At 43.2% G+C, this 22,259-nt stretch carries 23 protein-coding genes; 18 read left to right on the forward strand and 5 right to left on the reverse strand.

Annotated features, from left to right (window positions below):
• The first annotated feature begins 139 nt into the window (after positions 1-139).
• Positions 140-490 carry a YciI family protein gene (locus CCY01nite_RS05190; RefSeq protein WP_146858446.1) on the forward strand — a complete coding sequence of 117 codons (351 nt, stop codon included), beginning with the start codon at positions 140-142 and terminating at the stop codon, positions 488-490.
• Positions 491-510: 20 nt separating this feature from the next.
• The gene (locus CCY01nite_RS05195; RefSeq protein ID WP_146858448.1) at positions 511-1,743 is read left to right on the forward strand and encodes an RNA polymerase sigma factor; all 1,233 of its coding nucleotides are present in this window, start codon (positions 511-513) and stop codon (positions 1,741-1,743) included.
• Here the strand turns inward: CCY01nite_RS05195 and CCY01nite_RS05200 are convergent.
• The 3 genes from CCY01nite_RS05200 to CCY01nite_RS26565 form a co-directional block, all read right to left on the reverse strand.
• Entirely contained in the window at positions 1,740-3,764 is a 2,025-nt protein-coding gene (locus CCY01nite_RS05200; protein ID WP_146858450.1) for a family 10 glycosylhydrolase, read from the reverse strand. The two genes, CCY01nite_RS05195 and CCY01nite_RS05200, sit on opposite strands and share 4 nt — an antisense overlap.
• A 112-nt stretch (positions 3,765-3,876) precedes the next feature.
• The gene (locus CCY01nite_RS05205) at positions 3,877-4,293 is read right to left on the reverse strand and encodes a DUF2141 domain-containing protein (protein WP_146858452.1); all 417 of its coding nucleotides are present in this window, start codon (positions 4,291-4,293) and stop codon (positions 3,877-3,879) included.
• Between the two features lie 15 nt (positions 4,294-4,308).
• A complete protein-coding gene (locus CCY01nite_RS26565) occupies positions 4,309-4,461 on the reverse strand; it encodes a hypothetical protein (RefSeq protein WP_186830918.1) in 153 nt (50 codons plus the stop codon).
• Positions 4,462-4,569: 108 nt separating this feature from the next.
• On the opposite strand from CCY01nite_RS26565, the gene CCY01nite_RS26840 reads away from it, so the two are divergent.
• The 5 genes from CCY01nite_RS26840 to CCY01nite_RS05230 all read left to right on the forward strand — a co-directional run bounded on the left by CCY01nite_RS26840 (position 4,570) and on the right by CCY01nite_RS05230 (position 7,195).
• Positions 4,570-5,088, forward strand: a complete 519-nt coding sequence (locus CCY01nite_RS26840) for a DUF6496 domain-containing protein (RefSeq protein WP_246129853.1) — start codon at positions 4,570-4,572, stop codon at positions 5,086-5,088.
• Between the two features lie 121 nt (positions 5,089-5,209).
• On the forward strand, positions 5,210-5,731 hold the full coding sequence (locus CCY01nite_RS05215; protein WP_146858454.1) for a YdeI/OmpD-associated family protein: 522 nt from the start codon (positions 5,210-5,212) through the stop codon (positions 5,729-5,731).
• A 41-nt stretch (positions 5,732-5,772) separates the two neighbouring features.
• Positions 5,773-6,087, forward strand: a complete 315-nt coding sequence (locus tag CCY01nite_RS05220) for a type II toxin-antitoxin system RelE/ParE family toxin (RefSeq protein WP_222614311.1) — start codon at positions 5,773-5,775, stop codon at positions 6,085-6,087.
• An 11-nt stretch (positions 6,088-6,098) separates the two neighbouring features.
• Positions 6,099-6,425 carry a helix-turn-helix domain-containing protein gene (locus CCY01nite_RS05225; protein ID WP_146858456.1) on the forward strand — a complete coding sequence of 109 codons (327 nt, stop codon included), beginning with the start codon at positions 6,099-6,101 and terminating at the stop codon, positions 6,423-6,425.
• Positions 6,426-6,478: 53 nt separating this feature from the next.
• Positions 6,479-7,195 (forward strand): peptidase associated/transthyretin-like domain-containing protein, encoded by a 717-nt coding sequence (locus tag CCY01nite_RS05230; RefSeq protein ID WP_146858458.1) that lies wholly within the window; start codon positions 6,479-6,481, stop codon positions 7,193-7,195.
• Here CCY01nite_RS05230 and idi read toward each other — a convergent pair.
• Positions 7,182-7,700, reverse strand: a complete 519-nt coding sequence (gene idi, locus CCY01nite_RS05235; protein WP_146858460.1) for an isopentenyl-diphosphate Delta-isomerase — start codon at positions 7,698-7,700, stop codon at positions 7,182-7,184. The two genes, CCY01nite_RS05230 and idi, sit on opposite strands and share 14 nt — an antisense overlap.
• Positions 7,701-7,859: 159 nt before the next feature.
• Positions 7,860-8,360, reverse strand: a complete 501-nt coding sequence (locus CCY01nite_RS05240; protein WP_146858462.1) for an RNA polymerase sigma factor — start codon at positions 8,358-8,360, stop codon at positions 7,860-7,862.
• A gap of 442 nt (positions 8,361-8,802) precedes the next feature.
• On the opposite strand from CCY01nite_RS05240, the gene CCY01nite_RS05245 reads away from it, so the two are divergent.
• From CCY01nite_RS05245 to CCY01nite_RS05295, 11 genes are all read left to right on the forward strand, one after another.
• Positions 8,803-10,068 carry a nucleotide sugar dehydrogenase gene (locus CCY01nite_RS05245; RefSeq protein ID WP_146858464.1) on the forward strand — a complete coding sequence of 422 codons (1,266 nt, stop codon included), beginning with the start codon at positions 8,803-8,805 and terminating at the stop codon, positions 10,066-10,068.
• A 149-nt stretch (positions 10,069-10,217) separates the two neighbouring features.
• Positions 10,218-12,668: an SLBB domain-containing protein gene (locus tag CCY01nite_RS05250; protein WP_146858466.1), complete on the forward strand. Its 2,451-nt coding sequence runs from the start codon at positions 10,218-10,220 to the stop codon at positions 12,666-12,668.
• A 30-nt stretch (positions 12,669-12,698) separates the two neighbouring features.
• The gene (locus tag CCY01nite_RS05255) at positions 12,699-13,775 is read left to right on the forward strand and encodes a lipopolysaccharide biosynthesis protein (protein WP_146858468.1); all 1,077 of its coding nucleotides are present in this window, start codon (positions 12,699-12,701) and stop codon (positions 13,773-13,775) included.
• Positions 13,776-13,840: 65 nt separating this feature from the next.
• The gene (locus CCY01nite_RS05260; protein ID WP_146858470.1) at positions 13,841-15,106 is read left to right on the forward strand and encodes a lipopolysaccharide biosynthesis protein; all 1,266 of its coding nucleotides are present in this window, start codon (positions 13,841-13,843) and stop codon (positions 15,104-15,106) included.
• Entirely contained in the window at positions 15,103-15,831 is a 729-nt protein-coding gene (locus tag CCY01nite_RS05265; RefSeq protein WP_146858472.1) for a methyltransferase domain-containing protein, read from the forward strand. Before CCY01nite_RS05260 ends, CCY01nite_RS05265 begins: the two co-directional genes overlap by 4 nt.
• Complete coding sequence (locus CCY01nite_RS05270; RefSeq protein ID WP_146858474.1) at positions 15,824-17,071, forward strand: glycosyltransferase; 1,248 nt, start codon at positions 15,824-15,826, stop codon at positions 17,069-17,071. The genes CCY01nite_RS05265 and CCY01nite_RS05270 overlap by 8 nt, the downstream gene beginning before the upstream one ends.
• Before the next feature lie 11 nt (positions 17,072-17,082).
• Entirely contained in the window at positions 17,083-18,312 is a 1,230-nt protein-coding gene (locus CCY01nite_RS05275; protein WP_146858476.1) for a glycosyltransferase, read from the forward strand.
• Positions 18,309-19,565 (forward strand): hypothetical protein, encoded by a 1,257-nt coding sequence (locus tag CCY01nite_RS05280; RefSeq protein ID WP_146858478.1) that lies wholly within the window; start codon positions 18,309-18,311, stop codon positions 19,563-19,565. The genes CCY01nite_RS05275 and CCY01nite_RS05280 overlap by 4 nt, the downstream gene beginning before the upstream one ends.
• A gap of 77 nt (positions 19,566-19,642) precedes the next feature.
• Positions 19,643-20,656 (forward strand): Gfo/Idh/MocA family protein, encoded by a 1,014-nt coding sequence (locus CCY01nite_RS05285; RefSeq protein ID WP_146858481.1) that lies wholly within the window; start codon positions 19,643-19,645, stop codon positions 20,654-20,656.
• Entirely contained in the window at positions 20,656-21,117 is a 462-nt protein-coding gene (locus CCY01nite_RS05290) for an acyltransferase (RefSeq protein WP_146858483.1), read from the forward strand. The genes CCY01nite_RS05285 and CCY01nite_RS05290 overlap by 1 nt, the downstream gene beginning before the upstream one ends.
• 2 nt (positions 21,118-21,119) lie before the next feature.
• Entirely contained in the window at positions 21,120-22,223 is a 1,104-nt protein-coding gene (locus CCY01nite_RS05295; RefSeq protein ID WP_146858486.1) for a DegT/DnrJ/EryC1/StrS family aminotransferase, read from the forward strand.
• Positions 22,224-22,259 lie beyond the last annotated feature (36 nt).

A 22,259-nucleotide genomic window follows, 5' to 3' on the forward strand; every position in this document is an offset into this window, starting at 1 on the left:
CAGGGGAAATGCATCCTGCACCTTCCTGTGCAGGACGCGAAAAGAAAAAAAATTCCTAATTTTTATCCGGTACCTGTCCTGTTTTTCATTTCCCGCTTGATATGATTGTAAACAATTCAATCACACACAATCTGACATTATGAAAGAGTTCATTTTAATTTTCAGGCATGAGGATGGCAGCAAAATAGCATCCCCGGAGCAGATACAGGTATGGATGAAGCAGACGATGGACTGGCTGGGCGGCATTGCCGCGCAGAACAAGCTGGTCAGCCATGGAAACGGCCTGTCGTTTGAGGACAGCAAGGTGGTCCGGCATAATAACATCGTGACGAACGGGCCTTTCGGCGAGATCAGGGAAACCATCGGCGGATATGTTATTGTGCGGGCGGAATCTGTGGAGGAAGCAGTGGAGTTCGCAAAAGGATCGCCTGTATTGCAGGGCGAAGGCAACAGCGTGGAGGTCAGGAAGATCGCCACACATGAATTTTAAACACCGGGGCTGGCTGAAAAATGACGGGACCGCAGGAATTGATACCACACCTTTTCAGAACGGAGGCCGGCAGGATAACGGCCGTGCTTTGCAAGAGCTTTGGCCTGGACCACCTGGAAGCGGCGGAAGATATCACAAGCGAAACGTTCATGGCCGCGCTGGATGCGTGGCCGCGAAAAGGCATTCCCGAAAACCCCGTGGCATGGCTGTATGCCGTTGCAAAGAACAAGGCCAAAAATCATCTCACCCGTCAGCATCTTTTTTTAAAAAAGATCGCTCCGGAAATAACCGGACAGGCATCCACCGAAACCACAGACATTGATATCGATCTGTCCGACAACGGTATTACCGACAGCCAGCTGCAAATGCTATTCGCGATCTGCCATCCGTCCATACCGGCGGAAGCGCAGATCGCCCTGTCGCTCCGCATTCTCTGTGGATTCGGGATCGAAGAGATCGCGAACGCCTTTTTAAGCAATAAGGAAACGATCAGCAAACGGCTGGTCCGCGCCAAAGAGAAACTGCGGGCGGAAAAAGTAATACTGGCATTTCCTTCGGGCGAAGAAACCGGCAGACGGCTGGAAACCGTGCTCACAACACTCTACCTGCTTTACAGCGAGGGATACTATTCAGCAACGCAGGACGCCGTACTGCGGGAAGACCTTTGCCTGGAGGCCATGCGGCTGACCTATCTGCTGATCCGGCATGACAGCACCGACCAACCGATGGTCAATGCCCTGCTGGCACTGATGTGTTTTCATTCTTCGCGTTTCCCGGCAAGAAAAGACAGCCATGGTGAAATGGTGCTTTACCAGGAACAGGATGAATCGCTGTGGGACCAGGAACTGATCGCCAAAGGCGCCTACTACCTGCACCGGGCGTCAACAGGAAAAAACGCTTCCCGATATCATCTCGAAGCCGCTATCGCTTACTGGCATACTATCAAGATCGATTCTCCGGAAAAGTGGGAAAATATCCTTCAGCTGTACAATCAGCTGCTGCAAATAGAATATTCTCCCATTGCGGCGCTCAACAGAACTTTCGCTCTCTCCAAAACAAAAGGAAAAAAAGCGGCGATCGCCGCCGCGGAAAAGCTGCAACTGACCGGCAATCATTATTACCACACGCTGCTTGGCGAGTTGTACACGGATATCGACAACCAGCAAGCGAAAGCCAGCTTTCAAACGGCTTATGACATGGCTAAAACGGCGGCGGACAAACAGGCTATCCGGAGGAAAATGGATGCGCTTTAACCGGCCTGGGGCATGGCCAGCAGCTCGGTCACCCTCTTTTTGATATACCCGTTCTGCAAATAATGATACAGGTTTTTCCCCGGGCAGGTGGTTTGCCGGGAATGATCACGGTGCGATGCGATCTTTTCAACCGGGATGTTGTATTTCCTGCTGGCATGGGCTATCAGTCTGACCAGCGCATCCAGCTGGCGGGGGTCTACCTCCTGCACTTCAAGGTTCCCGAGACAGGTAATGAGCAGGTGCCCGGAAGGGTCGTACTCCGTGGCGGTTTCGCCGGCGGTGTGCACATCCCGGCCTTCATAGATCGTTCCATCCGGCGCGATCAGGAAATGATACGGCACATCGCTCCAGTTCCGGTCCGGCCCCATGCCCCATCGCTGAATGGCGTTGATCTTCCTGGCAGCGTCGGCCGTTGGTGCAAGGCGGGTGCCTTCGTGATGAATGGTGATGTAAGAAAGCTGATGTGATTTATACGGCCGCGCGGGCGCTGCATTCCATCCGGAACGCGGCACGATGGCAACATCGGTGAGGTTCAGCTGCAAGGCTTTGAACGCGCTCTCATTGCCGGTGCGGTCAACGGCCGTTACGGCAACCTGGCGCAAGCGTTGTTTGCCATCCTGTACGGGTATCAATGCGGTGCGGTCGCCGCGGTTGTATATTTTGTACGTCCATGTGTTATCGTATTGCATATGCACTACCCATCGGAATACATCATTCGCATCGGTGTGCGACCAGTTGATGCGCACCTGATCGCCCTGCTGCGCGGCCTGCGCTACGGGCATGGAGGGCGCGGTATGGTCCAGCCAGGGGCTTGCCGGCACGAGGGCGTCATTCCTGTATGGCCCTTCGAGCAGGGCTTCGGCCAGTGCGGGGTTGCGCATGACGGCGGAGAGGTTCCAGTGCACGGCGCCGGCGCTTTGCGGCAGCATGCCGCGTGTGATCATGATCTGGCTGAGGGTTTCGCGTACGCTTGGCAGGGCCGTATCCCTACTAACGCTCATGCCGGGCCAGAGGTGACGGGACTGCGTGTTTTCGCCCGCCCACCAGCCTAAAAGCACGGGGAAACTCTGGGGGATGCGGTTGATCGGCCAGTACAGCTGCGGCGTGAAATAATCGATCCATCCCTTGTTCAGCCAAAGCTTTGCATCCGCATACAGCTGGTCGTACTGATCGAAACCCGCTGTGGAAGCCGGATGGCCGGGGCGCCATATGCCAAATGGGCTGAGTCCGAATTTCACATGCGGTTTTACGGCCTTGATTTCTTTATACACGCGCTCAATGAAAGTGTTCACCGCATCCCGCCGCCAGTCGCCACGGGAAAGCTTTCCGCCGGATGCCTGATAAGCTTTCCAGCTTGTGCTGTCGGGGAAGTCTTCGTTATTATTGTAGGAAGGATAAGGATAGAAATAATCATCGAAATGAACGCCGTCGATATCGTATCGTTTTACGATGTCCATCACCACGGCGGCGGAATGGTCCTGCGTGCCTTTCAGCGCGGGATCGAACCACCAGTAGCCTTCTTTGAGGAATAACACCAGCTCCGGTCTTTTCTTTACGATGGATGTTTCCGTCACTTCGCCGCCTGCTTTGTGATGCGCGCGATAAGGGTTCAGCCAGACGTGCAGTTCAAGGCCGCGCGCGTGTGCTTCTTTTGTCCAGAATTCCAGCGGATCGTAATACGGGTCCGGGGCTTTTCCCTGCGTGCCGGTGAGGTAATATGACCAGGGTTCCAGGTCACTTTTGTAGAGGGCATCGGCCTGTGGGCGTACCTGGAAGATGACGGCGTTAAAATGATGATCCTTCAGGAAGTCGAGTATCCGGATGGCTTCCGCCTGCTGCTCCGCGGTGCTGAGAGCGGGCGTATCCGGCCAGTCGATATTCGCGACCGTCGCCACCCAGGCCGCGCGGAACTCTGCCGCTGCTTTTGGGGTGGACGGGGGGATCTGTGCGGGTTGCTTTGTGGGTTTCGATGAGATACAGGCTTGCAACAATAACAGCGCAAATAACAGATGTCTGGTCATGTTACTAAAAATACGGAAAGTTTATGCCGGTTGCAAGTCCTGATGCCCCATGGTGCGGCATGTTTTCCACAATCCGGCCGCGTGCAGTTCAACCAGGCATCCTGATACCCCGCTATTTCAATTTAACCGGAAACACCTGTTTCTCCCCGTTCACTTCTATCTCCGACTCACTGTACGTCGCCGGGCGCATCGCGGGCGTTCCGTTTGAAAAGCCGTATTTCTCCTGCGGAATACCGAAAACGTTCAGGTCCAGATCCTGGTTATCATTTTCATCGAGAAATACCGATATGGCGTATTTGCCAGCGGGGATGTTGTCGAATAGCGCCTTCACTTCATCCTGATCTTCTACTTTTATCATCTTCACAAAAACGGTCTGTTTGGGCTTCATAAAGGATTTCTTGTTATCATACCAGCCAACGTAGAGCGTGCCTTTCTTCTTTTCGATATTGGTGATGTGTACTTCCTGCGCTGTTTGCGCCTTTGCAAAAATGGACAGCAGCAGGCATAAAGCGGTTAGATATAAATGCATACAATGGTTTTAAGGTTAAGGTATGCCGATAGTTTCATTGTTATCGCCTCTTTTCTCACCCGGTTTGTCTTTCGGCGCGTTTTTTTTCTTTTCCGGGGGACGGGGTTTATGTTCTTTTTTCACCGGCGTAGCGGGGCTCCGGCCTTTGTTCTCTGGATGTTTTTTCATGATAACGTTTATGGCTATGCAGGGAATACTATGCCAAATTGTGGTGGCACAGGATTTGGGGCGGTTTGTTCCTGAAAACTCTCTTTTAAACCCATTAAAATCCTGATCATGGCAAAGTATTCCAAGAAAGCTGGTGAAAAGGTGGAAGATGTGATGCATGAGATGCATGAAGGGAAACTGAAAAGCGGGCGTAGCGGAAAGAAGGTGACCAGCCGCAAGCAGGCGATCGCCATAGGATTGTCTGAAGCAAGGAAAGAAGGCGCGAAGGTGCCGAAGAAAGCCGCCGGTAAGAAGGCGGCGAAGAAGGGAACTAAAAAAGCGGCTGCGAAGAAATCAACCGGGAAAGCCGCTACCAAGCGGTCACCGGCGAAAAAGGCTACACGAAAGGGTGGAACGAAGAAAGCGGCCGCCAAGAAGTCAACCGGAAAATCCGCTACCAGGCGGTCGCCGGCGAAGAAGGCTACACGAAAAGGCGGAACGAAGAAAGCGGCTGCAAAGAAATCCACTCAAAAGAGCGGAACAAAAAGCGCAACCCGAAAAACCGCAGCAAAGCGATCTCCCGCTAAAAAGGCGGCGGCAAAGAAAGCTACACGAAAGAGCAGCGCCAGGAAATCCACCGCCAGCTGAAACAGCTACATCATCATGTATTTCCCGCCGCGGAGATTCATGTTATCAACAGGGCAGGTCAATAAATTGGCTTGCCCTGTTTTCATTTTCATTAATTTCATTCCGCCAAACCCGCACATGTATGATCAAGTTCACCGCCGTCCTGAAGAAGTTCGGCGTCCAGGGTGAAAAGACCGGCTGGACGTATATCGATATACCGGCAGATATTGCCGGCAAGCTCAAGCCTGGTAATAAAAAGTCATTCCGCGTAAAAGGCAAGCTGGACGTGCATCCCATAGAACAGGTCGCATTGATGCCCTCTGGCGATGGCAACTTCTTCATGCCCATCAACGCCGGTATGCGCAAAGGCATCGGCAAACGGCAGGGGGCGTCCGTGAAGGTGCAGCTGGAAGCGGATGATGCCGCTTTTAAATTGAACGATGAGTTCATGGCTTGTCTTGAAGATGAACCGCAGGCGCTCGCGTTTTTCCAAAGCCTGGCGCCAGGCCATCAACGCTATTTCAGCAACTGGATAGATAGCGCAAAGACCGATGGCACCCGTGCGAAACGGATCGCACAGACGATCAACGCGATGCTGCGGAGTATGAATTTCGGGGAGATGATCCGGGCGTTGAAGGCGGAGAAGGACAGGATGGGAGAATAAAATATAGTTTCTATTTTTGGAAACTTTTCTTATTTTTGCCTATGGGTGAAGATGTAATCAGGTATTTCAAAACAATATTCCTCGAACAGGTCAGGTCTTTTTTCAAGAGTATTGATAAAAAGGCAGTCAGAAAAATCCTTTACAATGTTGACCTTGCCGAACAAATCAATGATCCACGGCTATTTAAAAAGCTGAATGATAATATATGGGAGTTCAGAACAAAGTATGGCAATCTGCAATACCGGTTGCTGGCCTTCTGGGATAAAAGCGATAAACAAAATACCCTGGTCGCAGCCACACATGGGATCATCACAGCGGAAGACATCAGGCGATTATACTTTCAAGATCAAGATTAAAAGTAACGCTTATGGCAAAGGGAAAACTCAAATCATACACGCTCGCTGAAGTAAAAGACGAATTCATTGGCCGCAAAGGAACATCGGAAAGGGAGCAGTACGAATATGAATTACGAATGGACGTGCTCGGTCACATGATAAAGAAAGCCCGGCAGGAACGTAACATGACGCAGGAAGAGCTTGGCAAGCTGGTGGGCGTGCAGAAAGCGCAGATATCGAAACTGGAGAGCAGCACCAACAGCGCTACCATTGATACGATCGTAAAGGTATTCAAGGCGTTGAAAGCGGAGATCCGGTTCCAGGTTAAAATGGAAGGACAGTACCTCCATCTGGGTTAACGCATTTAACTTTTCCTTAGTAAAAAACAGGATATCTTGCCCGGCAGATCACCATGCGCAAGGCTTTATCCTTCATATGCTTCTTTTGCCTGGTATTCCTTTCCGCACAGGCGCAGTCCGTTTTGCAGGGCAGGATAATGGGCAGGGACTCCCTCCCGCTGGCCGGCGTATCCATTCAGAATATTCATTCGAAAGCCGTTGCGGTCACCAATAGCGAAGGCATTTATTCCATCGCCGTGAATGATCAGGACACGATTCTCTTCCGCGCTCTTGGCTATGTAACGCTTGCTTTACGCGCGGCGCTCGTGCCGCGTGTGTTATACCTGCGCTCGCAGGCGATGGACCTGCATGGGGTGGAGATCGTACAACGTAGTTATCTGAAAGATTCGCTGGCGCTGCGGGAAGAATATCAAAAGGGATTCACTTTCCGCAGGCCGAAGTTCGGTGAAGTGGTGAAGATCATTCCGCTGGGCATCGGCATCAATATCAACCAGCTGCAAAAAGCGCTTTCCTTCAAAAGTAATAAACGGTCAGATGCATTTAAGGAAAGGCTGATCAATTACGAGCAGGACAAGTTCATCGATCAGCGGTTCACGCCCGAGCTGGTGGCCAACCTCACCGGGCTTGACGGGGACAGCCTGCGGTATTTTATGGACCATCACCGGCCTTCCTTCGAGTTTGCGCGGGAAGCTTCGCAGTATGATCTGCTTTTGTTTATCAAACAATCCGCGGAAAAATACCGGCGGAATGCCGCTGTTATCTCTCAATGAACGCGGCCATCTTCGGGAAAGCGATATGGAACCAGTGAGTGAAGGTTTCGGGGGCTGTCAGCATCAGGTAGCGGATCTCATCAGGGGAAGCGAATTTGCAGCTCATCACCTCGGCGGGGTCCGGCCGTACTTCTCCATCAAATTGCCCGATCAGCACATGGTCGTACTCATATTCGGTGAGGCCGTTGGTAAATTCGGCGCGGTAGGTAAAGCTAAAGACTTCTTTCAGTTCACAATCGAACCCCATTTCTTCCATCAGCCGGCGGTGAGATGCGGTGAGCACATCTTCGTCCGGCAGCGGGTGACTGCAGCAGGTATTGGTCCATAATCCCCCGGAATGGTATTTGTCCAGCGCCCGTTGCTGCAGGAGCAGCTCGCCTTTGGCATTGGTGACAAATACGGAAAAGGCGCGATGGAGGAGCCCTTTCTGGTGGGCTTCCAGCTTTTCCATTATTCCGACAGGCTCGTCCTGTTCATTGACCAATATAACGGGCGGTAGTAACATGGCGATAAAAATAACAAATTACGGGATAATACTGCATTTTAACAGCAGTGGAGAATGTGTATGGGCATAGCTATGTCAGGTCCGGTTGGGTCATTTTCCGGAAAAGGAGCAGAATATTTTTTGTGGGAGGTATTGTTAGAAGAATCGGGTTATTATGGGTTAAAAGCGGGCAACCTGGGCTTTGAGCATTTTACGGGCAAAGTGGATACGGCTTTTGATGGTTCCGAGTGGTTCTTCCAGGATATCGGCTATTTCGAAATATTTAAATCCATCCAGGTACAATACGAAAGGTTTTTTAAAGATAACAGGCAGTTTGTGTACCGAGCTCTGGATGTCTTTGATCCGGAGTACGCTTTCCGCCTGGTTCCCTATGATGATCTGTTGGGAGTTGAGGAGGAAGTCGTTCGTGGAGTTGTCGAAATAGAGATGTTGTTTCGATTTTCGCCGGTAATTGTTAATGAAGATGTTTCGCATGATGGTGTAGAGCCATGCGCGGATATTGGTGCCGGCCAGGTATTTTTCCTGGTTAGAAAGGGCTCTGAACATGGTTTCCTGGTAAAGATCTTTGGCCGATTCGGCGTCTTTGGTCAACGTAATGGCGAAAGGTTTCAGAAAGTCAGCATTGCTGAGCAATAGGGTGTTAAATTCAGCGGATGACATATTGTTTAATTTTTGTTATACCAATTTAAACAAAATAAAACGTTACTCCAAACAATTTCCACGTTATTTTTTCGTTGTCAATAGTTTATTGTTGATGATTAATGATTTAATAATCAGCAACTAGTGTTTGAAAAGGAGTAGTTTTACTATAATTTGTCCGGTACGGTTAACGTGGGTTAGTAATGTTTAACTATTCACGCATATTTTTTAAAAAGAATGTAATTTTAAAGGAATATGATGTGTATAGGAAATGGTTGATGGTATGTACGATGAAAATCGGGGGATGGATTGGGTTTGTGCAGAAAGTTTTTAGGGCTTTAAAGGATGATTCTCAATCCGCTGGTTATTTTTGATAAATTTGTCCGTCCTTTTGCGATACCGGTATTATTTACCGGTTGGAAAAATGACCCTTATCCTATACATCCGTCTAACAAAAACCAGTATGACTCACAATATTGCCATTATAGGCCTTGGCTATGTCGGCCTGCCCCTGGCCATCGAATTTGCAAAAAAATACCCGACGCTCGGTTTTGATATCAATAAATCCCGCATTGCGGAGCTGTCCAACGGCGAAGATCATACGATGGAAGCCAATATGGAGGAGCTAAAGGATGTGATCAATAGCAAAGGGCTACGTTTTTCCCATGACCCAGAAGATCTGCGGGCATACAATATATTCATCGTCACCGTTCCCACCCCCATCGACCAGTTTAAGGCCCCGGACCTGAAGCCCCTGCTGAAGGCCTCCGGGATGTTGGGCGGGGTGCTCAAAAAGGGTGATATCGTTATTTATGAATCCACCGTGTATCCCGGTTGTACGGAGGAAGACTGTGTTCCCGTGCTGGAAAAGGCATCCGGACTGAAATTTAATGTGGACTTCTTCTGTGGTTATTCTCCCGAGAGGATCAATCCGGGCGACAAAGTGAATACCCTTACAAAGATCAAAAAAGTGACTTCCGGCTCTACGCCGGAGATCGCGGACAGGGTGGATGCGCTTTATGGCAGCATTATTACCGCGGGCACCCACAAGGCGCCTAGCATTAAGGTGGCGGAGGCATCCAAAGCCATTGAGAACGCGCAGCGGGACGTGAATATCAGCTTCGTGAACGAATTGGCGCTGATATTCGACCGGATCGGGATCGATACGTCTGACGTGATTGAGGCAGCTGGTACGAAATGGAATTTTTTGAAATATAAACCCGGACTGGTGGGTGGCCATTGCATTGGTGTGGACCCTTACTACCTGGCGCACAAGGCGGAATCTTTGGGGTATCACCCGCAGGTGATCCTTTCCGGGCGGCGGGTGAATGATAATATGGGTATGTTTGTGGCGAATAAGGTGGTTAAACTTATGATTAAAAAAGGTCATAAGATAGATGGTGCCCGTGCGCTGATCCTGGGGGTGACGTTCAAGGAAAATTGTCCGGATGTGCGGAATTCGCGGGTGGTGGACATTTACAGGGAGCTGTGCCAGTTCGGGGTGATGGTGGATGTATATGATCCCCATGCTTCTAGCGAGGTTGTGCGGGAGGAGTATGGAATTTCGCTGTGTGATGCGCCGGCCATCGGGTATGATGCGGTGGTGCTGGCGGTGTCGCATAAGGAGTTTTTGGAGCTGGATTTTTCGAAGATTACCAATGGGAAGAATGGGGTGGTGTTTGATACGAAGGCATTTTTGGACAGGGGGTTGGTGGATGGGAGGCTGTAAAGTGGCCGCTGATTTTCAATCTGCTAACATTTATATGTTATTTTTAATAAATTTGCCGATCCTTTTTCGTGGACCCCGAATATGGCAGGGGATTTGCGAGTAAGGCCAACATTCAATAATCCGCGAAAAGCTATATATCTGAACACTGCATGAAGAAGTTAATATTGGTTCAAATTTTCTTGCTGGTGGGAGTTTGTGCGTTTGCCCAGATACCTTCCCCTACCCAAATACAGCAAATGAGAGTGGAGAACCTGTCCGATGAAGAAATCCGCCAGTTAGTAGCAGAGATGAAGCGGAATAACGTTTCGTTTGATCAGATTGATAGCTATGCTCAACAGAAAAGTATTCCTGCGTCTGAGGTTGTGAAGCTAAAAGATCGGATTAGAATGTTGAATCTGGATAAGGAATTAACCGGAAATGATAAGCCCCCTGTTGTTAAGCAGGAACAAGCAGACCGCTCTGTTAATGATGGTACAATTATATCAGCCAAAGATATCCAACCGATGACTGAGGAAGAAAGAAAAAGAGCTAAAATCTTTGGGTCTGAGCTTTTCAGCAACAAAAACCTCACTTTTGAGCCCAATCTCCGTTTACCAACCCCACCTAATTACAGGCTGGCAGCTGGAGATGAGCTGGTAATTGATGTTTATGGATATTCGGAAGTACAGCATAATTTAAAAGTATCTCCGGAAGGACACGTCCGCATCCCGTACGTCGGCCCCGTTTACGTGAACGGTCTCACCATGGAGGAAGCGAGAATTCGTGTCACAAAGCAACTCTCCACGATTTATGGCGGCATTAAATCAGGTAATACCTTTGTGCAAGTATCTCTTGGGACTATAAGGAGCATACGTGTATTGCTGATCGGGGAAGTAATGCGTCCGGGGTCGTATACGCTCCCCTCTCTCGCTACAATAGCAAATGCGCTGTATGTTTCAGGCGGGCCTGGTGAAAATGGCTCTTTCCGTGATATTCAGGTAATTCGCAATGGACAACCAGTAACGACTTTCGACCTGTATGACTTCCTCAGGGATGGCGACCTGACTAATAATATTGTATTACAGGATCAAGACATTGTAAAGGTCAACCCTTACAAAACTAGAGTGGAGCTAACCGGAGAAGTGAAACGACCGGCCATATTCGAGGTTAAAGAGGGTGAAACTTTACAGGATGTCATCAATGTTGCAGGTGGATATACAGATATTTCCTTCAAGGACGTGATCAGAGCCTATCGCATTAACAATAGGGAGCGGGAAGTGGTGAATATCGCAGCTGAGGAAGTGGCAACTTTTCAGCCAAGTTCCGGCGATAAATATTTCATTGATGCTGTACTCAATAGGTTTACCAACCGGGTAATGATCTCGGGAGCGGTGTTCCATCCAGGAGAATATGCGCTTGAAAGCAATATGACCGTAGCAGATCTGATCAAAAAAGCAGATGGGGTAAAAGAAGAGGCCTCCCTTGGCAGGGCGATCATTTTCCGGCTGAAGGAAGACTACACCCCTGCAGGAATAAGCTTTAGTCTAGAGGACGTGTTATCCGGTAAACAATCAGTAGCCCTCAGTCGGGAAGATAGCGTAGTAATTTATTCCAAGCTTGAACTACGTGAGGATTACCAAGTGAAAATCAGCGGGCAGGTGAATACGCCAGGTTACTTTGCATATATAGATTCTCTACATGTTGAGGATCTGATCCTCATGGCCGGAGGTCTACGTGATGCGGCATCCCTAAAAAGAGTGGAGGTTGCAAGGCGAATCCGGGGTAAAGACTACAATCCATCTGATTCAGCCGTGGCGATTGTAGCGCAATTCGACATTACAGCAGACCTGAGTCCACTGGCAAGATTTGCCTTACAACCATTTGATGAGGTGATAATACGGAAGTCACCGACTTATGTCGAACAGGCTACGGTTTCCATCGACGGAGAAGTAGTATATCCAGGAGCTTACACGATCAATTCCAAGAGGGAGCGGATATCGGACCTAATGAGAAGAGCAGGAGGATTGAGACCGGAAGCGTACTCCGAAGGCGCAGTACTTTTACGAAAGACATTTGTGAACTCTTCGGATAGTGCGTTACTGGAAAGTAAGTTGCAAGTATATTATAATAAGTTGCAGGACAGTGCAGATATTTATAACGTGCAAAACGCTGTTTCCCGAAAAGAACAGTTACTTGGAATTAATTTGGACGAGATAATGAAACATCCGGGCTCAAAATTTGATCTATACCTAGAAGAAGGAGACGTAATCCGGATACCCAAAAAATTGCAGACAGTTCAGTTGTTTGGTGAAATTTACTTCCCAAAGAAGGTACGATATGACAAGGGAATTAGGTTTAGGGATTATATACGTGGCGCGGGTGGATTTACTAGCAATGCCTTAAAAAGGCGAGGTTATATAGTTTATGCAAATGGCGAAGTTAAAAGTACAAGAAAGCTATTGTTCTTTAATAGCTATCCCAAAGTGAAGCCTGGCGCCGAAATTTATATACCTAAAAAAGGAGAACAAAAGGGGCTTAGTGGTCAAGAGGCCGTAGCTGTGACCACAGGAATAGCCTCGTTGGCTTTAATTATTGTCACGATTTTGGATCGCATTAGGTAATTTTCTCTCAAGCTTATACTTTTAAATTTTATGGATTCCCAGCAAGCTATTCGTCAATACGAAGAGGACGATATCTCATTAAAAAGATTTATACTTAAAGCTCATGAATGGGCAAAGTTTCTATTGGGGAAGTTGCTAGTGATTAGTATCTCAGGAGGGTTATGCGCAGGATTAGGATTGATTTATGCAGTTTTTTCTAAGCCAGAATACACTGCTGAATTGACGTTTGTGCTTGAAGATAACAAAGCCAATCCATTGGGTGCATATGTTGGTTTGGCCAGCCAGTTTGGAATTGATATTGGTGGCAGCTCCACCAGTGGGTTATTTTCAGGGGACAATATAATGGAATTTTTAAAATCCAGATTAATGATAGAGAAAGCATTGCTATCTCCAACATCTGCTAACAATAAATCCACTAGCCTAGCCGACTTATACATAAGCATAAATAATTTGAATTTAAAATGGCAAAAAAAACCGGAACTTAAGCACATACATTTTCCCCCAAGTAAAGGCAGAGAAGATTTCTCGCGTCAAGAAGATAGTGTTTTACTCGTACTTTATAAACATATTATCGAGGAAAATCTCGTTGTCCACAAGCCTGACAAAAAACTAAATTTTATTTCCGTTGAATGTACAGCCTTGGACGAACTATTTGCAAAATACTTTACTCTGTGCCTTGTAAAAGAAGCCACTGACTTCTATGTGCAAACAAAAACTCAAAGAACGCGGACCACTGTTGATAAATTGCAAGCAACCGCCGACTCAATTAAAACACTACTAAATCAAAAAACCATTTCCGTTGCGACAACTCAAGATATGAACTTTAATGCATCTCGCAGTCAAGCAAACGTAAAAACTGAATTCGCGATGAGAGATAAAATTATTCTTCAGACTGTCTATACAGAAGTCGTGAAGAACTTGGAGCTAAGTAAAATGACCATGGCACAAGAAACGCCGATAATTCAAATTGTAGACCAACCGATTTTACCCCTTGAAGTAACCAAATTTGGAAAATTAAAAGGTGTGATATTGGGTGGTGTTATTGGAGCGCTAATTGCGATCATTACCCTAATTACAAGAAGGATATATAGAGCGAATTTGATTTGAATAATTAAAAATCCGTTTCTCATTAAGTAGCACAACAATAATTTCACATAAATGCAATTCCATATATGTTGAAGGGAATGGAAAATAGTTTTATTAAGAAAGTCGGCTATCTATTTTCCGGCAATATGGTTGTTGCTTTGTTACCTGCCATTTGCTCTCCAATTTTAACCCGATTATATACTCCTCATCAATTTGGATTATTGGGAATTTACTCAATTGCTGTGTTGGTTCTTAGCACAGTAGCAACGCTTTCTTATGAAAACTCAATAATTTTGCCAAGTGAAGAAAAAAAAGCGCTACATCTACTTTTTCTGTCCTGTTCAATTTCATTATTAACATCGGGATTAATAATTTTGCTTCTTTGGGCTTTCCGACGACAAGTTTACGACCTACTCGGGTTTGAACCTAGCAACTACATATATATAGTTCCAATTTCTGTATTTGCTACGGCCACCAATAACTCGTTTGCGATTTGGTTTATACGTTTAACTAAATTCAAACTACTTTCACTGCTCAAAGCTACTCAAGCCATCATTACAATAGTGCTAAGTATCATAGTTGGTAAATATTTTAAGGGCATTGAATATGGCCTTATCATTGGTGCATTAAGTGGGACGTTGCTACTTTTTTTGTTGAATCTAATTATCGTACAAAAAGCATTTTTAACCTCCTTTTCGCTTGATCTCAAATGCTTAAAAAACATAGCAATTCGACATATTGATTTCCCCAAATACACACTTCCTCAAACCATACTTGACAGCTTGCGGAACTCCGGGTTAATTCTTCTTGTTCCAAGTCTTTATAGCACTGCAATTTTGGGGCAATTTTCCCTGTCAAATAGAACATTTCAAGCACCTATATCAATGTTAGGCGGGGCATTTGGGCAAGCTCTTTTTCAAGAAGCAGCCACTCTACATAACAGTGCCAAACCAATTTTTCCACTACTCAGAAAAGTAGTTATTCTATTATTTACCATTTCTATTGTTCCCTTTATTTGTATGTTAATTTGGGCGCCCGACATTTTCAAGTACGTATTTGGCGATGAATGGAAAGTGGCTGGAGAGTATTCACAAATACTATGTCCATGGATGTTCCTTACACTAATATCTTCGACTATCTCCAGAATTCCACTGATTCTCAACAAACAAAAACAATTTCTATATTTTGGTATTTTATACACTTCAGTTATCCTAACCAGCTTTTTCATCGGCGGTCATATTCTGAAGCAATCATTCCAAACAACCCTAACGATGGTTTCCCTTAGTGCTTCCATAGTTCTAGGCCCGACAATTTATTGGATATTAAGAACATCAAAAAAGGATCATAAATGAAACTTACTAAAACTACAATTGACTATTTAAAAGGCAACAAATTTTCCAATGCGTATTCTTATCCAATATCGCATCCTGAGAAAGAAGTGTTATACCGAATGGATTATATTGAAAAACTTGTTGAGAATAAACATATATTGCACCTTGGCTGCACCGATCATATACCGCTCATTAAGGAGAAAATAAGTAAGAATTTATGGTTTCATAAAAGGTTAACACAAGCAAGTGCAACCTGCTTGGGAATAGACATTGATGCGGAAGCAATAAGATATGTAAATGAAGAATTTAATTTCTCTAATATTATTGAACATAATATTGTACTAGATAGCCCTCGCCAGGAAATTACTAGTAAAAATTGGGATTACATGATTCTCGGAGAAATTGTGGAGCATTTAAGCAATCCATGTGAATTCTTGAAATCTATCAAAGAAAAATATCCTACTATAAAAAGGCTCATAATTACTGTTCCCAATGCATTTTGCTTTGCAAATATTCTCTCTTCATTTCGTCACAACGAGTTCATAAATACAGATCATAAGTTTTGGTTTACGCCTTTTACTTTAGCGAAAATCAGTATAATTGCCGGATATAATGTTGAATCCTTTTGTTTTGCGCAAACTCTCCCCAGAACTAAGAAAACCTGGAAGGGTTCAATTAAAGAAATGCTATTAAGAAAAAAACCAGCTTACAGAGATACGTTAATTATGGTTCTTATAAATGAGTAAAAAGACGTTAATATTATTTACAATTGCCTTTCCTTATAACAAGGAAGTTGAGAATACATTTATAACGCCGGAACTAGATGCTTTAGCAGAGGAGTTTGAAAAGATATATTTTGTTCCAACTCAAATTGAGGGTAATTTAAAACAGAAACTACCTCTTAATAGTTTCATTGTGACGACCTATGCACGCAAAATTAAAAGATTCTCTTTTTTACTTTATGCATTTTTGCTGGCATTCACCCGAAAATATACTTGGGAGGAACTTTTCTTTTTACTACGGGAATTTCATTTTAGGAAGTTCCTACGATGGGCCAAAGCCTCAGCATGGGGCCAAGCAACAGCCTCTTGGATAGAAGAGTTTCTTTTAGAAGAAAAAATTGACATAAACAATACACTGCTATATACCTATTGGTTCAATAATATAACATCTGGCCTTATATTCTATAAACTTAATAAGTCTGTTGATATAAGCGTCGTAACCAGAGCACATGGAGGAGACTTATATGAAGAAAGATTCAACCCCAAATATTTCCCCTATAGACCTTTTGTGCTAAAACATATCAAACGTGTCTATCTAATCTCAGAGCAGGGAAAAAAATATTTAAGTGACAAATACCCCAAGTGGATATCAAAATTTGCCGTTGCTCGGCTAGGGGTTACCTTTCATGCGCACACAACTCCTATACCAAAGGCCCAAATGCCGATTCGAATTGTGTCATGTTCATCCTTAATCCCCATAAAACGAGTAGAAATGATCTTCGATGCGATAAACAGTCTAGATACAACAAATATTGAATGGATTCATTTTGGGAACGGTCCACTATACAAGGAATTGAATGCGATCATTCTAGAAAATAAGCATCAAAATATCAGTGTACAACTTAAGGGGTTTATCGATAATCAGGATATATTCCAATTTTATAAAAACAACTATATTGATCTTTTTGTGAATGCCAGTACCACTGAAGGTGTACCTGTATCAATAATGGAGGCGCAAAGTTTTGGTATTCCCGTAATAGCACCAAACATAGGAGGCATATCTGAAATCGTAAATCAGGAAACAGGCTTTCTTATAAACAATCTAGCAAGCTCGTCAGAAATAAGGAATCAAATAAATAATTACATCGCAAATAGGGATACCTGGACATCAAAGAGGGACGCCATAAAACAGTTTTGCTTTGACAACTATGATAGCTCCATAAATGCCCAAATATTTATTAAATTAATCAATTCAAATTATTAATACGGCCTTCAGTGGATACAAAATTGAAAATAGGTTACATTTTGTATAATGAAAGACCACAATCTGGATTAGTAAAAAGCCAGGTGATCTCTCTTTTGCGAGAACTTGCTAAGGAAGCGAACTACGAGATTACGATTATCTTTTTCTTTCAGCCTTGGATTCATTTTAAGTATAAGGATGATATTCGGGAAATGAAAATAATGCTTAGCGCTCTCCAACTAAGATATAAAATTTGCTATTTTTCTTTCCCTGAAAGACACCTATTTAACAGGATATGGGGTGTAAGGTTAGTCAAAATCTTAATGATCCCCCTATTTAAACTTCTAACTAGAGAATATAAAGTTCTCCATTGCAGAGGATATTTCGCAAGCTATTTAGCATCAAAGATCAAAACCGATAGATTCAAACTTGTGTTTGATGGCAGGAGCTTGTATCCTGAAGAAAATATTACAAGAGATATGTGGAAACTAAACTCAAAGATCTTTCTCGAGTGGAAAAGGATTGAAAACTTAATATTAAATAAGGCAGATGCTGTCATTGGCGTCAGTAAGCCTATGGTCGAAAAATATCGTGAAATAAATCCAACTAAGGCCATAAGCTATATTCCTTGCTGCGTTGACACTAATCTGCTAACATTTGATGTTCCACTACGAGAAGCTATTCGAAAGAAGTATGGATGGACTGATAAAATTGTATTCTCGTATGTTGGTAGTATTGGGATTAATCATTGGAATAATATTAATCAGTACGCAAAATTCTTTGAACAAGTAATATCAAGCGGAATCAACGCCCATCTTTTGATAATAACTAAAGATAATAGAATTTTAATAGAAGAAACTCTAAGAAGTCGAGGCATTAAACCTGAAAGTTTGTCAATAATCGAAGCCTCAAGCACCGAAATGAAAGGATGGCTTTCTGCCTCTGACTTTGGTTTACAACTTATGACCAAAACCGCAGATTATGAAACTAGGCTCGGTGTTAAATTTGTAGAATATCTGTCTGTAGGCCTGCCCGTAATAGTAAACGTATTTGCCGGCGCCGCAGCTAGGCTTGTTAGAGAAAACAATCTCGGCCTCCTTTGGGATGAAACTGAGAAAATCCTGCAAGAGAAAATTTCCAGCTTGCTAAGTGACAGTGAACATTTGCGCGAACAGTGCATGACCTATGCACAAGAAAATTTCGATGTCAAAAAATGTTCCTTTGCTTATCGCAAAATTTATCATGATCTTCTTGGACTATGAAAACGTTACTGGTCTTTCTTAGTATATTTCTATCTCTTTTTGCTCCTAAAATGGGGCTGGTTGACTTTTCTCTTTTAGGTACCTTTTCTGCATGCATACTATTAGCCTTAAGCAATGATATAAAAATTCCAATTTTATATGTTCAATTAGCGACCCTTACACTGCTAGTTCTTTCATACTCTATTATCGTTTATGCGTTCTATAACGGCTTAGACGCTCAGATTATCCAACGAAATGTGCGGGCATTTGTTTCATTAATATTTCTGGGACTTGCTTTTTACAACAGTAAGTGTAATTCGAAAATGATAATTAATTGCATAAAAGTTAGCATAATGCTACACTCGTTTGTAATATTAGCTCAAATACTATTTCCTGCCATTCAGAGTATAATGGCACCTTGGGTCGGTTATACCAAAACTATATTCATTCTCCGAGCATTTGGCCTAACAAACGGTTTTGATACTGCTGGGTATTTTTGCATTATCGGCATTATTATCTCATATTGGAGTCTTATAAGGAAAAAAGACTTTTGGCAGAACTATTTGCTTCTTCTAATATGCGCCTTGGCTAGTTTCTTTACTTCACGTAATGTCATGATTATTACAATTCTCTTTGTTTTGGCTATCACGACGTGGATGTTGTTTAACCGTAGCCGTATGGTTAAAGCAACCGGTCTTTTTAACATTATTGCAGGTGCATATATATTTTATTATTTCGTCGGGCCATTAATTATTTCTTCTATTCCCTCGCTAGAACAGTATAGCTCACTATTTGGAACAAGCGTAGAATTCAATATTGAAGAATCGTTTTCAAAAGGCTCGGCTGATACTTTAAGTAACATGTTTATACTACCAAGTTCACTTAAAAGCCTTTTTGGAGCTGGCTATAATAATCCAGACTCTGATGTGGGATATGTGAAAATAATATATATGATAGGAATACTCGGGCTTCTTATAATAATTTTTATCCATTTGTTGGTTTTCTTAAAGGTCTTCCAAATTAGAAGATTAACCCTACAAGCTGTGAAACGAAATCGTGGTTGCAATATCTATTCTCGGTTGAACGATAGCTTAGTGCTCTCAGATACGATAATTACTTTCTTTGTTTTATTACCCTGGTTAAATGTCAAGGGATTATATCTTTTCAGCAGAGGATTTCATGAGTTTGTAATAATAATAGTATTCACTATTCTAAGTTGCTTAAGAATAGACAGTTCCCCTTCGAAAAACGAGGAGGAAATCATATTTAGTTAATATATTTATACCATATTGAATCATTAGGGATTTTTCTTAAAGTTTTTGTTTTTATTTAGCATCATATTATTCACAACATGAAAAGTATCAATTTTGCTCTAATTGGCTGTGGGCGCATCGGTCAAAGGCACGCAGAACATATAACAAACAATGGAGTCTTAAAAGCTGTTTGCGATATTGAAAACGATAAAGCGGTAAAACTAGGACATCAATACAATGCAAATGTTTATCATTCTTTGGAGGATTTACTAACACAAGAGAAACAAGTTGACGTGGTTTCAATTTGCACCCCTAATGGTCTTCACGCGCAACACTCAATTCTCTCGCTTAATTCAGGCTACCATGTATTGTGTGAAAAACCTTTGGCTATTTCAGTACAAGATTGTGGAGAAATGATTAAAGCCGCCGAAAGAGCTAATAAAAGATTATTTGCTATTAAGCAAAACCGATTCAATCCTCCTGTAGCTGCTGTAAAGAAAGCAATTGATATGAATAAATTAGGTAAAGTATTAAGCATTCAACTGAGCTGCTTCTGGAATAGAAATACCGACTATTATTTAAATTCATGGAAAGGTACCAAATTACTTGATGGCGGGACTTTATATACTCAATTTAGTCATTTCATAGATTTACTTTATTGGATGATTGGAGACGTAAAACAAGTAAAGGCTTTTATTGGAAATTATACACATCAAAATACAATTGAATTTGAAGACACCGGGGTTGTTATTTTAGAATTTTATAATGGTGCAATTGGAACTATCAATTATACTGTAAATAGCTATGAAAAAAATATGGAGGGCTCTTTAACTATATTTGGTGAAAAGGGAACAGTAAAAATAGGAGGTCAATATTTAAATGAACTAGAATATCAGAACATCGAAGGTTTTCGAATAACGGATCTTCCTCAGGGAAATACCGCAAATAATTACGGAACTTATGTGGGATCAATGTCCAATCACGATAAAATTTATGAGAATCTAGTAGAAGTACTTCGGGGCAATGGTAGTATATCCACCAATGCATTTGAGGCGCTGAAAACAGTAGAAATAATTGACAAAATTTATTCTGAAGCAATTACAATTCGCTAATGGAACCACAACTTAAGCAAATAGGTATTAGAGATGTGATTTGGGGACAAAACATTACTGTAGTTGAACCTTGTAATTTATATGGTTGTACTATAGGAGCAAATTCATTTATAGGTCCATTTGTTGAAATCCAAAAGAGTGTGCACATTGGTGAAAACTGTAAGATTCAGTCCCACACTTTCATTTGTGAACTTGTTACAATAGGTAATAACTGCTTCATTGGGCATGGAGTTATGTTTATCAATGATTTGTTCTCTAATGGAGGACCGGCAAAAGGAAACAAAACTCTTTGGAAGAACACCCGTATTGGGCATAATGTATCCATTGGATCTAATGCAACAATACTACCTATCAACATTTGTGACAACGTTGTAATTGGCGCTGGTGCGGTTGTAACTAAAGATATAACCAATCCTGGCATATACGCTGGAAATCCAGCGAAACTGATAAAAGAACTATAATCATGAATATTCCATTTGTAGACCTTAAGGCGCAATACAAAAGCATAAAAGGAGAAATTGACAACGCCATCATGAATGTCATAAATGAAACGGCATTCATATCAGGTAAGTATGTAAATGAGTTTGAAGAAAGCTTCGCAAAATATTATGGCGTAAAACATTGCATATCCGTCGCAAACGGGACCGATTCCCTGTATATTATTATGAAGATGTTGGGGATAGGTCTTGGCGACGAAGTTATTACCGCAGCTAACAGTTGGATTTCTTCCTCGGAAACAATCTCACAAACAGGAGCAAAACCTGTCTTTGTCGATATCGATCCTGAATACTACTCCATGGACGAGAAACTGCTTGAAAAGCTAATAACGTCTAAAACAAAGGCTATAATACCCGTACATCTACATGGACAAATGTGTAATATGGGAGCTATTATGAATGTAGCTGAAAGATACAATCTATTTGTAATTGAAGACTGTGCGCAAGCTCACTTTTCCGAATTTAAGTCTGTCCGGGCAGGAACAATAGGAGTTGCTGGATCGTTTAGTTTTTACCCGGGAAAGAATCTCGGAGCATACGGAGATGCAGGATGCATTATTACCAATAACGATGAACTGGCTCTGAAATGTAGAATGTATTCAAGACATGGGGCATTAAAAAAACATCAACACCAAATAGAAGGAATTAATAGCCGGCTGGATGGCATACAAGCGGCAATTTTAACTGCAAAGCTTCCACATATATTAAAATGGACCGAAAAACGGATCGAAAATGCTCTGTACTATAGTAAAAAACTTGTTGCTATCCCGCAGGTAACTATTCCTAAAATTCGTCCTAATTCCCTTCACTCCTTTCATCTTTATGTAATAAGGGCAAAAAAGAGGAATCAGCTAATAGATTTTCTGAAATCAAAAGGAATAGAAACCGCCATCCACTATCCAACTATCCTCCCGGCTCTTCCCTGCTATACCTACCTCAATGCAAAAGTAAGTGACTATGCTGTTGCCTATAGCTTCCAAGAAGAAATCCTTTCCCTCCCTTTATTTCCGGAGTTATGCAAAGAGCAAATGGATTATGTCATAGACGCAATTGACAAATTTTATAATTAATTATAATTCAGCGATTTAGATACCAACTAATCTAAA

It is taken from the genome of Chitinophaga cymbidii, assembly GCF_007992715.1.
GTDB lineage: Bacteria > Bacteroidota > Bacteroidia > Chitinophagales > Chitinophagaceae > Chitinophaga > Chitinophaga cymbidii.